Annotated in this window: 12 protein-coding genes; 6 read left to right on the forward strand and 6 right to left on the reverse strand. The window is 74.8% G+C overall.

Translation table 11 applies throughout. The features are described 5' to 3' along the window. Positions 1–140: 140 nt before the first annotated feature. Complete coding sequence (locus ACFOWE_RS33595; RefSeq protein WP_377295070.1) at positions 141–806, reverse strand: AIM24 family protein; 666 nt, start codon at positions 804–806, stop codon at positions 141–143. Positions 807–1,038: 232 nt separating this feature from the next. Between ACFOWE_RS33595 and ACFOWE_RS33600 the strand changes: the two genes are divergently transcribed. From ACFOWE_RS33600 to ACFOWE_RS33610, 3 genes are read left to right on the forward strand one after another with little or no spacing between them, the layout of a single operon-like run. Then, on the forward strand, positions 1,039–3,108 hold the full coding sequence (locus tag ACFOWE_RS33600; RefSeq protein ID WP_377295072.1) for a hydantoinase/oxoprolinase family protein: 2,070 nt from the start codon (positions 1,039–1,041) through the stop codon (positions 3,106–3,108). Continuing rightward, a complete protein-coding gene (locus tag ACFOWE_RS33605) occupies positions 3,105–5,048 on the forward strand; it encodes a hydantoinase B/oxoprolinase family protein (RefSeq protein ID WP_377295074.1) in 1,944 nt (647 codons plus the stop codon). Before ACFOWE_RS33600 ends, ACFOWE_RS33605 begins: the two co-directional genes overlap by 4 nt. Positions 5,049–5,093: 45 nt before the next feature. Next, on the forward strand, positions 5,094–5,663 hold the full coding sequence (locus tag ACFOWE_RS33610; protein ID WP_377295076.1) for a hypothetical protein: 570 nt from the start codon (positions 5,094–5,096) through the stop codon (positions 5,661–5,663). Positions 5,664–5,924: 261 nt separating this feature from the next. On the opposite strand, the gene ACFOWE_RS33615 is transcribed toward ACFOWE_RS33610, so the two are convergent. Genes ACFOWE_RS33615 through ACFOWE_RS33625 form a run of 3 tightly spaced genes read right to left on the reverse strand, consistent with a single transcriptional unit; the run spans position 5,925 to position 8,121 of the window. Beyond that, entirely contained in the window at positions 5,925–6,881 is a 957-nt protein-coding gene (locus tag ACFOWE_RS33615; protein ID WP_377295078.1) for a hypothetical protein, read from the reverse strand. Then, positions 6,878–7,732 (reverse strand): ABC transporter ATP-binding protein, encoded by an 855-nt coding sequence (locus ACFOWE_RS33620; RefSeq protein ID WP_377295080.1) that lies wholly within the window; start codon positions 7,730–7,732, stop codon positions 6,878–6,880. Before ACFOWE_RS33620 ends, ACFOWE_RS33615 begins: the two co-directional genes overlap by 4 nt. Beyond that, positions 7,729–8,121 (reverse strand): GntR family transcriptional regulator, encoded by a 393-nt coding sequence (locus ACFOWE_RS33625; protein WP_377295082.1) that lies wholly within the window; start codon positions 8,119–8,121, stop codon positions 7,729–7,731. Before ACFOWE_RS33625 ends, ACFOWE_RS33620 begins: the two co-directional genes overlap by 4 nt. A gap of 178 nt (positions 8,122–8,299) precedes the next feature. Between ACFOWE_RS33625 and ACFOWE_RS33630 the strand changes: the two genes are divergently transcribed. Then, positions 8,300–8,947: a histidine phosphatase family protein gene (locus ACFOWE_RS33630; RefSeq protein WP_377295084.1), complete on the forward strand. Its 648-nt coding sequence runs from the start codon at positions 8,300–8,302 to the stop codon at positions 8,945–8,947. A 15-nt stretch (positions 8,948–8,962) separates the two neighbouring features. Here ACFOWE_RS33630 and ACFOWE_RS33635 read toward each other — a convergent pair whose 3' ends face one another. Next, positions 8,963–9,553 (reverse strand): uridine kinase family protein, encoded by a 591-nt coding sequence (locus tag ACFOWE_RS33635; protein ID WP_377295086.1) that lies wholly within the window; start codon positions 9,551–9,553, stop codon positions 8,963–8,965. A gap of 253 nt (positions 9,554–9,806) precedes the next feature. On the opposite strand from ACFOWE_RS33635, the gene ACFOWE_RS33640 reads away from it, so the two are divergent. Both ACFOWE_RS33640 and ACFOWE_RS33645 read left to right on the forward strand, forming a co-directional pair. Continuing rightward, positions 9,807–10,964: a CaiB/BaiF CoA transferase family protein gene (locus ACFOWE_RS33640; protein ID WP_377295154.1), complete on the forward strand. Its 1,158-nt coding sequence runs from the start codon at positions 9,807–9,809 to the stop codon at positions 10,962–10,964. Beyond that, positions 10,961–12,481: a carboxyl transferase domain-containing protein gene (locus tag ACFOWE_RS33645; protein WP_377295088.1), complete on the forward strand. Its 1,521-nt coding sequence runs from the start codon at positions 10,961–10,963 to the stop codon at positions 12,479–12,481. The genes ACFOWE_RS33640 and ACFOWE_RS33645 overlap by 4 nt, the downstream gene beginning before the upstream one ends. Before the next feature lie 99 nt (positions 12,482–12,580). Here ACFOWE_RS33645 and ACFOWE_RS33650 read toward each other — a convergent pair. Continuing rightward, a partial coding sequence (locus ACFOWE_RS33650; RefSeq protein ID WP_377295090.1) for a hypothetical protein occupies positions 12,581–13,650 on the reverse strand: 1,070 nt, incomplete at its 5' end.

Here is a 13,650-nt window from a genome sequence, read left to right on the forward strand (position 1 = left end):
CCGGGAGTCTCCCGCGGGCCGCCGAGGGCGCCCCGGGGGAGGCTCCCCGCCGCGGGCGGGCCGCCGGCCGTGTGCCCCGTCCGCCGCGCCGTGCCCCGCTGGCCGTACCCGTCGGCCGTGCCGTGTCCCGTCCGCCGGCGTCAGCCGTTCGACTGCGGGACGACCGGGCCCTCGCTGGCCTGGACCAGGACGAACCCCTGTCCCTGGAAGGCGAGCTGCACGGCCTCGCCGCTCCCGCGCCCGATGAGCGCCCCCGCCTTGAGGGTGCGGTTGACCCCCACGTGCAGCGAGGAGCTCCAGCACACCGCCGACTGGCCGTCGGCGTAGGTCGGCCCCCAGGAGGTGTCGAGCATCGTGGGCGTGCCGTGCGCGGTGACCGCCACCCAGCCGGTGCCCGAGACCGTGGTGTTGAACAGGCCCCCGGCGGCGATCCCGGCGCCCTGCACCCGGTTGATGTCCCAGGACAGCTGCGGGTCGAAGGCCAGCAGGTTCCTCCCGTTGACGGTGATCGCCTCGTTCTCCAGATAGAACAGGTGCACGTCCTGGGCGTCGTCGGCGAGGAAGAGCGCGCCCTGCCCGCGCACCCGCATCAGCGGCGCGCCCTCGCCGGTGACCATCTTCTTCAGGAACCTCCCCACGCCGCCGCCCTCGTAGTCGAAGTCCATCTGCCCCTGGAAGGCGACCATCGAGCCCTGCCGGGCCAGCACCTCCCCGTTGAGCTGCACCCGCAGCATCTTGGGGTTCTGCAGGGCGAAGTGGCCCGGAACCTGGCCCTGGTCGAGGTTGCCGAAGAACGAGCTGCGCACGTGCTGCCCCTTTTGCATCGATTCGAGACGGTCGTACCGTTCAGCGATCGTGACCCGCGAAGAGTTCCCCTCCACGCGGGCGGGCGCACCGCGCGGGGAGCAGGCCGGCGCGTACGGCGGGAGCACCCCGGGCACGGCCGATCCTCCGGGCCACCTGTTGCCAAGGATCACCGGCCGCTTCGGCAGGGTCCGCCGATTCACCGGTCCGGCGCGAGCGGGTAGACACGGGGGCATGCGCAGCGTCCGTATCGGCGTCGACACCGGGGGCACGTTCACGGACGTGGTCATGGTGGACGAGCAGACCGGCGAGATCACCACCACCAAGACCCCCTCCACCCCCGCCGACCCGGCCGACGGCTTCCTGGCGGGCGTGCGGAAGCTCCTCGACCGGGCCGGCGACGGCGTGACCGTCTCGGCGGTGGTGCACGGCACCACGGTCGCCACCAACCGGCTTCTGCAGGACCGCGTCGAGGACCTGGGCTTCGTCACCACCGAGGGCTTCGAGTCCGTCCTGGAGATCGCCCGGCAGGGCGTGCCGGACGGTTACGGCAACTCCTACTTCTGGGTCAAGCCGCCGCGGATCGTCCCGGCGCACCGGGTCAGGACCGTCGGCGGGCGGCTGGACCACACCGGCGCCGAGGTCCGGCCGTTCGACACCGGGCAGGCCGTGGCCGCGGCCCGGTGGTTCCGGCGGCGGGGGATCACCGCGATCGGCGTGTGCTTCCTGCACTCCTACGCCGACCCCGGCCACGAGCTGCGCATGCGCGAGATCCTGGAGCGCGAGCACCCCGAGGCGGTCGTCTCGATCTCCAGCGACGTGCTGCGCGAGTACCGCGAGTACGAGCGCTCGGTCACCACCCTGGTGGACGCCGCGGTCAAACCGGCCATGCGCCGCTACCTCGCCCGCCTGGCCGAGCGGCTGGAGGCGCCGCTGCTGGTGATGAAGAGCAACGGCGGCGTGCTCTCCGCCGCCGAGGTCGCGCACCAGCCGATCACCACGGTGCTGTCCGGCCCGGCCGCGGGCGCCCTCGGCGCCGCGCTGATCGCCTCCACCGCCGGGCACCGGTCGGTCATCACGCTGGACGGCGGCGGCACCTCCACCGACGTCGCGGTGGTCGTCGACGGCGAGCCCTCGCTGACCACCGAGGGGAGCGTCGGCCGCTACCCGTGCACGATCCCGATGATCGACATCGTGACCGTCGGCGCGGGCGGCGGATCCGTCGCCTGGATCCCCCCCGAGGGCACGCTCAAGGTCGGCCCGGCCTCCGCCGGCGCCGACCCGGGCCCCCTCTGCTACGGCCGGGGCGGCACCGAGGTCACCGTCACCGACGCGCACGTCTTCCTCGGCCGGGTCCCGCCGCACCTGCTCGGCGGGGAGGTCCCGCTCGACGCGGGAGCGGCCCGGGACGGCATCGGGGAGCTGGCGGCGAAGCTCGGGCTGAGCCCCGAGCGCACCGCCACCGGCATCCTGGAGATCAGCGCCTTCAACCAGTCCAACGCCATCCGCCGGGTCACCGTCGAACGCGGCCTGGACGTGCGCGACTTCCCGATGGTCGCCTTCGGCGGCTCCGGTCCGCTGCTGGTCTGCCGCCTGATCGACATCCTGGGCCTGCCGGCGGTGCTGGTCCCGCCCGACCCCGGCAACGTCTCGGCGTTCGGCCTGCTCACCGTGGACGTCAGGAACGACTACGTGCGCACCTTCGTCACGTGCGACCTGACCACGGAGACGGCCGCGGAGATCTACGGCGAACTGGAGGCGGAGGCGGCCGCGGCGCTGGAGCGGGAGGGCCTCACCGAGCACGTCTTCGCGCGCGGCGCCGACCTGCGCTACCACGGCCAGGCCTACGAGGTGCGGGTGCCCGCCCCGGCCGGGCCGCCGGACGAGGCGTGGCGCGCCGAGGTGCTGGACCGCTTCCACGCGGCCCACGAGGCGCTCTACGGGTACGGCCACCGCGACGATCCCCGGCACGGCGTCGAGTGGGTCAACCTCCGCGTCTCCGGCATCGGCCCCATCGCCCGCCCGATGATCCCGGAGCGGCCGGCGCGCGGGCCGCAGGAGCCGCCCCCGGCCCCGATCGGGGTCCGCCGCGTGCACTTCGACGAGGACCGGGACCGGGACGGCGGCCGGGACACGCCGGTCTTCCGCCGCGGCGACCTGCGCCCCGGCGACGTGGTCCGCGGTCCCGCGGTGATCGAGGAGTACGGTTCCACGCTCCCGGTGCACCCGGGCTTCACCGCCGCGGCCGACGGCCGCGGCAACCTCGTGGTCCGCCGCGAGGGCGGGCGGGGAGGAGACAGATGACGGCCGCCGACCCGGTGCTGACGGAGATCGTCGAGGGCACGCTCGCCTCGGTGGAGCGGGAGGTGGAGACCGCCATCGCGCGCACCGCCCGCTCGCCGATGATCCGCGACGCGCACGACTTCCGCGCGGGCGTCCACGACGTACGGCTGCGCAAGCTGACCGGCCGTTCCTACTCGGCGCTGGTCCAGCCGGTCGTGCGCGACTTCCCCGTGGCGGAGATGAACCCCGGCGACGTGTTCTTCCACAACGACGTCTACCTGTCCGAGGGCGGCATCGGCCACCTGCCCGACCTGTGCGTCACCGTCCCGGTCTTCCACCGCGGCGAGGTCGTCGCGTTCGTGCAGGCCTTCGGCCACCACGACGACATCGGGGGAGCCTGCCCCGGGTCGATGCCCTCGGGGGCGCGCAGCGTCTTCGAGGAGGGGCTGATGGTCCCACCGATCAAGCTCTGGGACCGGGGCGTGCCCAACCGGGCCGCCCTGACGATCATGACGCGCAACTCCCGGATGCCCGGCTCGCTCGCCGGCGACCTGGACGCCGAGTGCTCGGCCTGCCTGATGGGCGCGCGCCGGCTCGCGGAGCTGTTCGACCGGTACGGGCGCGAGGCCGTCGAGGCGTGCTTCGACGCGATCCTCGCCAAGACCACCGAGACGTTCCGGCGCGAGCTGCTGGCGAAGATCCCCGAGGGCACGTACGTCTGGGAGGACTACGCCGAGCACGACGGCGTCGACCCGCCCCGGCTGCACGCCCAGCGCATCACCCTCACCGTCGACCACGCGGCCGCCCGCCCCCTCGTCATCGACTTCACCGGCACCTCCCCGCAGGCCAAGGGGCCGATCAACCACGCCGGCGACTACGCCGACGGCGTCTTCCTGAAGAAGTGGCTCGCCCCGATCCTGCGCAACCTCGCCGACACCCCCGAGCGCATGGCCGAGCTCGACGTCAACGAGGGCGTCGTCCCGCTGGTCGAGATGCGCTTCCCGCCCAAGGGCACGCTGCTCACCCCGGTCTTCCCGGCGCCCACCAACGCCCGCACGTTCGTCATCCTGCGGCTGCTGGGCGTGCTGGCCGGCGTGCTGGCCAAGGCCACCGGCGGGCGCATGCCGGCCGACCAGGAGACCATCCGCTACACCGGCGTGCACGGCACCGGGGCCGACGGCGCGCCGTACCTGATGCGGGAGGTGCTGGGCGGCGGCTCGGGCGGGCGCTGGTACGCCGACGGGGAGGACACGATCCACGTCGTGCCCGACTCGCGCAACATCCCCGTCGAGTTCGCGGAGTCCCGCTGGCCGCTCCGGGTCGAGCGCCTCGGCCTGGCCGTCGACTCCGGCGGCCCGGGGCTGCACCGGGGCGGCCTCGGCTACGACAAGCACATCCGGATGCTCCGCGACGCCTCGTTCATGTCCATCGCCGACCGCTCGATCCTGTCCTGCTGGGGGGTGAACGGCGGGCGGGCCGGGCGGCCGTTCACCGTGGAGATCGAGGGCCGCCCGATGGAGGGCCTGGTCGACGACGCGCCGGTGCGCGCGGGCGAGGTCATCCGGATCCGCACCACCGGGGGAGGAGGCTGGGGCTGCCCGCTGGACCGCCCGGCCGAGGCGGTGGCCGCCGACGTCCGCGACGGCAAGGTCTCGGTGGAGGGTGCCCTCGCCGACTACGGGGTCGTCCTGCGCGGCCCGCGTGGTGTCCTCGGAGGCTCCGGCGACTCCGGTGCCACCGATGATCCCGGCGATCCCGGCGGCCGTGGTGGCCCCGGCGGCAGTGACGGCCGTGGCGACCTCGGTGACCTCGATCACCTCACGGTGGACGCCGAGGCCACGGCCGCCCTCCGTGCCGAGCTGCGCGCCCGGCTCCCGGCCGACGCCCCGTTCTTCGACCGGGGCCCCGGCTTCCCCACCCTGTCCGGCGGCCTGCCGCATGCGGAGGTGGACCTCATGTGACGAATGTGTTACGAAGGGTGATGGGCGTGGCTAGCATGATCCGTCGTGAATCCCCCGCACTCCGCCTACGTCGACGAGTCCATGCGCGTATCGGCGGGTCTTTACCTGATGGCCGCCGTGCTGGTCCCCCCGGCGTGTGCGGAGGTCTACCGGATGGCTCTGCGCGGTCTGCTCCTGCGCAACCAGCGGCGGCTCCACTGGCGTGACGAGAAGGACAGGCGCCGGACGCAGCTGGCCGAGACCGTCGGCGCGCTCGGCCCCTCCGGCATCGTCATCGTCGGCACCGGCCTCGACCGCGGCCGCCAGGAACGCGCCCGCCGCAAATGCATGGAGCGCCTGCTCTGGGAGTTGGTGAACCGCGGTGTCGGAGAGGTGGTCTTCGAGTCGCGGGGATCACATCTCGACAATTCGGATCGGGTGATGATCGACGTGATGCGTACCAGGAACTTGCTTCCAGACCGAATCAGGGCCGTTTGGCGAGATCCGGTTCTGGAGCCACTCGTATGGATGCCTGACATCGTTGCAGGCGCGGCTTCTCTGGCAGAGGTCGGAGAAGAAAGCCTGATGAAGTCCATCGGTGGTGAAGTGGTGATTGAACGGTTTTCCGTCGATTGAGCCACCGAACAGCGCAAAGCCCGGGCTTCCGTCGTCCGGCGGTCCACCCGGGCTCACTTCCACTCCCCTCAGCGAGGGGCGGCAACGTCACTGTACCCATGTGACTGCGTTCTGTCACCCGGGTATCGCGAGGCCCGGGCTTCCGTCGTCCGGCGGTCCACCCGGGCTCACTTCCTCTCCCCCGTAGGAGGCGGCGTCATCGCTGTAGGAAGCAGGCGCGTTCGGCACACCTGCTTTCCGCGGCGGAGCCGGGCGGCCGGCTCACACCCTGCGGCGGAGTGCACGGCGGGCGGCCAGACCGGCGAGGGCCAGCGAACCGGCGGCCAGGACGGCGGCCTCGGTCCACTGGAAGCGCCAGAACCGCGACGGCGGATGGGAGTAGAGGGCGTACCGGTAGCCCTTGTCGGACAGGCACCGCTCGTATGCCCGCTGATTGCGGTCGCTCTGCCCGGTGTCCGGCGGGTGGGGGCAGACCCCCTCGGGAGGACGGGCCAGTTCCCTGCCGGTGGGATCGATCCAGGCTCCACCCACCAGCCGGGCGTCGGGATCGGGCGGCACGGTGGTGCCCGACAGCACGGTCCGCGCCGGTTCGGCGTAGTGGTCGCTGAGGCTGAACAGGGCGAACATCGTCACCGTGACCCCGGCCACCACGACCGCCATGGCCGGCAGGGTGCGCCGCAGCAGCGCTCCGGCCGCGGCGCCCAGCATGAAGGCGTACAGCCACCATGCAGCCGGGGCGACGCCGACCATGTTGAAGACGCCGATGTTGCCGAACAGGTCCTCCCGGCCGAAGACCGGACGCCACAGGCTGACCATCGCCGACAGCAGCAGACCCGCGGTGGCCGCCAGGGCGCCGAGCAGAGCGAGTTTGACGGTCAGCCAGCGGCGGACGGAGACCGACTGCGTCCAGGCCAGCTTGTGGGTGCCGCGCTCGTACTCGCGGCCCAGCAGCGGCGCGCCCCAGAAGGCGCCGATCAGCGCGGGAGCGACGATCGGCATCCAGCCGAAGATCGTGTAGATGGCGTCGTAGCGGTCCGCGAGCGCTCTCGCCAGATCCCAGCAGGCGGGCGCCGGGCCCGGGCAGCCCGGTGGCGCGTGGCCGGCGATGTAGATCCTGGCCTCCACCGCCGAGCCGAGCATGAGCAGGCCGAGCGCGGCCAGCAGGGCGGCGGTGGCGAGGATCTGGGCCCGGTGCTGGCGCCAGGTCAGCCAGATCACGCGGTCACCTCCGTCAGGGCGGGCAGCGCGGCCGCCTCCGGGCTGCGCAGGTAGGCCATCACCAGCTCCTCCAGGTCGGCCGGGCGGGCACTCCAGCGCGGGTCGGGCACGGATGCGCCGCGGACCAGGAGCCGGGCCCGCCCGCCGGTACGGGAGGACTCGACCACCCCTGCCCTGGCCGCCGGGCCGTCGGCGAGCTCCGCCGGGCCGGTCAGCACCAGGTGCTCGGCGAGCAGGTCGTCGATGTCGCCGCTGACCTGGACCCGGCCGCCGTTGAGCACGATGAGCCAGTCGCAGGTGTCGCGCAGGTCGGCGACGACGTGGGAGGAGATCAGGACCGTCAGCGGGCGGTCGGCGACCTCGACCATGAGCGAGCGCATGATGTCGTGCCGGGCCAACGGGTCGAGGTTGGCCAGCGGCTCGTCCAGCACCAGCAGGTCGGGGCGTCCGGCCAGCGCGACGGTGAGCGCGACCTGGGCCTGCTGCCCGCCCGAGAGCCTGGAGACCCTGCGGTCCGGCGGGATGCCGAGCCCGGCCAGCCGGGCGGTGGCGTACGCGTCGTCCCAGCCGGGGTTGAGGCGCCGCCCGAAGGTGAGCGTCTCGGCGACCGTGAAGGTGTCGTACAGCGGCTTGTCCTGGGCCATGAACGCCGCCTCGCCGGTGACGGAGACCTCCCCGGCGTCCGGGTCGAGCAGCCCGACGACCGTGTGCAGCAGCGTGGTCTTGCCCGCGCCGTTGGGACCGACCAGGGCGGCGACCCGGCCGGCCGGGACGGCCAGCGAGCAGTCGCGCAGCGCCCAGGCGCGCCGGTAGCGCACGCCCAGGCCGGTGGCGCGCAGTGCGACGGTCATGCCGTGCCCTCCCGGAGAGAGCCGGCCATCGCCGCGGCGAACAGGGTCTCCATGTCGTCCCGGTCGAGGCCGGCCGCGCGTGCCTGCCGTACCCACCCCTCCAGGTCCCGGCGCAGGGCGGTGTGCTCGGCCAGGCGGGCGCCGCCGATCGAGTGCTGCACGAAGGTGCCCAGCCCGGGCCTGCCCGCCACCAGGCCCTCGCGCTCCAGCTCCCGGTAGGCCTTGAGCACGGTGTTCGGGTTGATGGCCAGGGCGTCGACGACCTCCCGCGCGGTGGGCAGCCGGTCACCCGGCCGCAGGGCGCCCAGCCGGAGGGCCTGCTTGACCTGGTGGACGAGCTGGAGGTAGGTCGCCACCCCCGACCCCCGGTCGAGGTGGAATTCGATCATCACAACACCATTTCACTAGTTGAGTAGTGAAATGGTGGATCATGCTCTCCGGGTCGGTCAAGCCCTGAAGCGGGACGGGCGGCGGTCGCGCCCCGTCCCGCGCCCGGTTCCGCCGGTGCGCGGCGCGGGCCCGCCGATCACCCTTGATCCCAAGGCCTCCGGGCGGTTGGCTGGAGGCATGCCGATTTCGATCACCGCGGTGCGCCACGGGGAGAGCGAGTCCAACGCGGCGGCCAGGCGGGCCGAGGCCGAAGGACGGGCCCTCGTCCTGCCGGGCCGGGACGAGGACGTGGAACTGACCGACCTCGGCCGCAGCCAGGCGACCCTGCTGGGCCGGCGGCTCGCGGCCGGCACCCCGCCCGAGGCCGTGTGGTGCTCGCCGTACCGGCGGGCGGTGCGGACCTGGGAGCTGATCGCCGCCGAGCTGCCCGCCGCCCCCGAGGTCCGGCTGGACGCCCGGCTCGGCGACCGGCGGATGGGCCTGCTCTCGGGCATGAACCTCGCCGCGATCGCGGAGCGCTTCCCGCAGGAGGCCGAGGTCCTGGTGCGCGGGGAGGACGGCTACCGCCCCCCGGAGGGGGAGAGCTTCGCCGACGTGATCGCCCGGGTCCGGGAGGCGGTCGGCGACCTGCGGGCCGCGTGCGCGGGGCGGCACGTGCTGGTGGTGGCGCACGACGCCGTGGTGCTGGCGATCCGGCACGTGCTGCTGGAGGCGGCGGGCGATCTGGAGCACACGCCCATAGGCAACACCTCGGTCTCCGTCTGGCGGGCCGGGGAGATGGAGCTCTTCAACGACGTGGCCCACCTGAGGGAGCTCGCGCCGTAGTGGTCCGCCGCCGGCTCACCTGTCCTCCGGAACTCCGATCTCCACGAACTCGCCCGGGACCGCCGCGCCGTCCACCAGCAGGTCGGCGCGGGCGCGGGTGCCGTCGGCGGCGAACCACTCGTCCTCCGCGCGCGTCCAGGTCCGCCACTGCGGCGCCAGGGCCGCGCCGTCCCGGGCCAGGGCGCGGGCCAGGCGGAGCTCCCGGGGCGCCTCCACCCAGATCACGTAGGAGACCGGGGCGGTGCGCCGGGCCGTGCTCACGCCCTCCAGCAGCAGGACCGGCGCGACCGGCACCTCCACCCGCTCGGCGAACACGCCGCGCACCCAGTCGTAGCGCCGGTAACGGCCCGGCCCGCCCGCCGCCAGCGGGCCGAGCACCTGGTCCTGCACGTGCCCGAACCACGCCTCCGGCGGCTCGTCCCACGGCACCGGGAAGTCGTCGCTGTGGACCACCTGGCAGCCGAGCGCGCGGGCCAGCCGCCCGGCGAAGGTCGTCTTGCCCGACCCGCCGGGCCCGTCCACCGCGACGACCCGGACCGGCCCGCACGACGGTGCCGTCTCCCTGACCACCGCGGCCAGTTCGGGGAAGGAGATCACGGCCGCCATGCTCCCCATCGTGCCACCCGCCCCTGAGCGGGCCATCACGCGGGCGGGACGGGGGAGAGGTACGGCGGGGCGGCGCGGGCGGGGGTGCGCCGGGGAGGGCGGTGACCCGGGAGCCGGTACCGGCGGGGGATATCGGCACCCGGGTTACCGGTGGGTATCGTGCAGGGCGGGGACCCGGCACGGCCGCCGTGTCCCCGGTGCCGCTCCCGGCCCGCTTCGGCTAGGATCGGCCACTCTCACCCGGAGGTTGATCTTGCAGGGAGCCCTCGGCGACATCGTCGTCCTCGACCTGTCCCGCGCACTGGCCGGGCCGCACGCCGCGCAGATGCTCGGCGACCTGGGCGCCAAAGTGATCAAAGTGGAGCACCCCGGCGGAGGAGACGAGTCGCGGGGCTGGGGCCCGCCCTTCGTCGGCCCGGACCAGGACATCTCCACCTACTTCCTGGCCGCCAACCGCAACAAGCTCTCCGTCACCGCGGACCTCAAGTCCGCCGGCGGCAGGGCCCTCGTCGAGCGCCTGGTACGGCAGAGCGACGTGCTGATCGAGAACTTCCGGACCGGCGTCCTGGACCGGCTCGGCTTCCCCGTGGAGCGGCTGCACGAGATCAACCCCCGCCTGGTCGTCCTGTCGATCACCGGGTTCGGCCACGACGGCCCGGAGGGCGGCAGGCCCGGCTACGACCAGATCGCCCAGGGCGAGGCGGGACTGATGAGCCTCACCGGGCCCTCGCCCGCGGAGCCGTACCGGGTGGGCGCCTCGATCGCCGACCTGCTCGCCGGCGTCCACGGCGTCTACGGCGTGGCCGCGGCCCTCTACGAGCGCACGCGGACCGGCCGGGGGAAGGTCGTGCGGACCTCGCTGCTGGCCGCGGTGACCGGGGTGCACTCCTACCACGGCACCGCCTGGACGGTCGGCGGCAAGGTGCCCGGAGCGGGCGGCAACCACCACGCCTCCATCGCCCCCTACGGCGCCTTCCGCTGCGCCGACGGCATGATCCAGATCGCGGTGGCCAACGAGGGGCAGTGGCGGAGGGTGGCCGCGCTGCTGGGCATCGACCCCGCCGACCCGCGGTACGCGACGAACCGGGAGCGGTTCGCGCACCGCGACGAGCTGATCGCCGACATGGAGGCGGCGCTCGCCGTCCACGACCGCGCCCACTGGCTGGCCGCCCTCGGCGGGCTCGGCGTGCCCGCCGGGGCGATCCGCTCCATCGACGAGGTCTACGCCGCCGAGCAGACCCGCTCGCAGGGCCTGGTCGTCACGGTGGACCACCCCGTGCTCGGCCCGATCGAGCTGCCGGGCCCGCCGCTCCGCTTCGACGGCGAGCCCGCGCGCGAGCACACCGCGCCGCCCGCCCTCGGCCAGCACAACGACGAGGTGCTCGCCTGGCTGAAGGAGCGCGAGGGATGAGGCCGGAGCGGCCGGACGCGCGGACCCTGATCGCCGCCGTCCTCGACCCCGGGACGTGGCGGTCGTGGGACACCCCGCCCGACGACCCCGCCGAGCCGGGGTCCGACTACGCCCGGGAGCTGGCGGAGGCCCGGGCCCGCTCGGGCTACGACGAGTCGGTGATCACCGGTGAGGGATTGCTCGACGGGCGCCGGGTCGCGGTCGTCGCCTGCGAGTTCTCCTTCCTGGCCGGGTCGATCGGGGTGGCCGCCGCCGGGCGGCTCACCGCGGCCGTCGAGCGCGCCACCGCCGAGCGGCTCCCGCTGCTGGCCGCCCCGGCCTCCGGCGGCACCCGGATGCAGGAGGGGGCGCTCGCCTTCGCCCAGATGGTGAAGATCACCGCCGCGGTGGCCGCGCACCGGGCCGCAGGCCTGCCGTACGTCGTCTACCTGCGCCACCCCACCACCGGCGGGGTCCTCGCCTCGTGGGGTTCGCTCGGGCACGTCACCGCGGCCCAGCCGGGCGCGCTCATCGGCTTCCTCGGGCCGCGGGTGTTCGAGTCGCTGCACGGCTACCCCTTCCCGCAGGGGGTGCAGGTCGCCGAGAACCTCTTCGCGCACGGCCTGGTGGACGCCGTCGTCTCCGCCTCCGACGCCCGCGAGATCGCGATCCGGGCGCTGTCGGTGCTCTGCGCCCGGCCCGAGGACGTCCGGCCGGGGCCCGAGCCCGCCGAGACGGTCCCGGAGGTCGGGGCGTGGGACGCCATCACCCGCTCCCGCCGGGACGACCGGCCCGGCGTGCGGGCGCTGCTCAAGCTCGCCGCCCGCGACGTCACCCCGCTCAACGGCACCGGCGAGGGCGAGAACGACCCGGGCCTGCTGCTCGCCCTGGCCCGCTTCGGCACGGCCCCCGCGGTCGTGCTCGGCCAGGACCGGAGCCGCCAGCGGTCCGTGGCCCCGCTCGGGCCGGCCGGGCTCCGGGTGGCGCGGCGCGGCATGCGGCTCGCCTCGGAGCTGGGCCTGCCGCTGGTCACCGTGATCGACACGGCCGGCGCCGCGCTCTCGAAGGCGGCCGAGGAGGGCGGTCTCGCCGCGGAGATCGCCCGCTGCCTGGCCGACCTGGTGATGCTGGCGGCCCCGACGGTCTGCCTGCTGCTCGGCGAGGGCGCGGGCGGCGCGGCCCTGGCGCTGCTCCCCGCCGACCGGGTGCTGGCCGCCCAGCACGCCTGGCTGTCCCCGCTGCCCCCGGAGGGGGCCTCGGCGATCCTCTACCGGAGCGTGGACTTCGCGCCCGAGATCGCCGCGGCGCAGCGGGTGAAGGCCGCCGACCTGCGGGCGGACGGCATCGTGGACCGGATCGTCCCCGAGTCGCCGGACGCGGCCTACGAGCCGGAGGCGTTCTGCCGCCGGGTGGGCGCCGCCCTGGAACACGAGATCGCCCACCTGCTGGGGCGGGCCCCCGCCGACCGCCTCGCCGCCCGGCTGGCCCGCTACCGCGGCCTCGGCACCCGGGCCCCCGGCCGGGCCCCCGGCGTCTGACCTGCGGTACCTGACCTGCGACGCCCGGACGGCGGTGCCGGGGCGGGGCCGGGCGGCCGGGACCGGCGGACCGGCCGGTCCGCCGGCCCGCCGGCCGGGTCACCCGCCCTCGCCGTCCTCCGGTGAGCGGCCCTCGCTGATCTCGTAGCTGACGACCTCGTACCGCCACAGCTCCTCGCCGCCGGCGCCGAACCCGACGTACACGGCGCCGTCCCGATGCGGGTCGGCCCCGTCGGGGAGCCGGCCGCCGAACAGGCGCACGCCCTGGCCCGGGAACGCCGCCACCGTGTCGGCGGAGACCCGGCGGGCGCCCCGGACGCGCAGCTCCACCCGGACCGTCTCCTCGTCGGTGTAGCCGTACCACGCGCCGGCCACCGCCTGCCCGGGGCCGGCCCACACCGAGACGGGGGCGTCGGGGATCCTGCGGGGAGCCCTCAGGTCCTCCCCGAGGGTCCGGCGGGCGGGGTTGTTGCTCGCCCCCACCGGAGCGCCGCCCTTCCACAGGATCAGGCAGTTGTCCTCGTGGAGGTGGGCGCTCACCCCGCCCGCCAGGGGGACACCGGTGCCGTTGGGGGCGCCGTCGTAGACGCAGCCGCGGTCGAACGGGCTCTCCAGCCGCTGGAGCCGCCCGCCCCTCGCGTCGGCGAAGTCGTAGCGGACGGCGGACTCCTCCGGGGCGAGACCGCCGGGGATGCGGACCATCCAGATGGGCGCGGGCAGGCCGCGGTCGCGCAGCACGGTGCCGCGCACGCTCCGGCCGTCACCGACGGTCGCGGTGACCGAGTGGACCGACTCGCGGGCCATGCCGAAGACGACCACGTCGGAGGAGCCGGGGAACCTGCCGGTCCGGCCGCCGATCCGGCCGGCCTCCGCCCGGCCCAGCGGCCCGGCGGGCACGCAGGAGCCCAGGAGGCCGGCCGCGGCCGTCGTCCTGCGCGCCGAGCAGAACCGGAGCTCGCCGTCCTTCCCGCCGCGGCTGTACCAGACGCGGATCGGGTCGTCGGGGAAGTGCGGGTGCGGCAGCAGCAGTACCCCGCCCACGGCCGGGTTGGCCCGCAGGATCCAGTCGGGCGGTCCCTCGGGCGCCAGGGGCACCGCCGTCAGGTCGCCCGAGCCCCCCTGCGGCAGGGCGACGGCGGCCAGCCCGGCCACGGCCGCCGCGGCGGCCG

It is taken from the genome of Planomonospora corallina, assembly GCF_042650625.1.
Lineage (GTDB): Bacteria > Actinomycetota > Actinomycetes > Streptosporangiales > Streptosporangiaceae > Planomonospora_B > Planomonospora_B corallina.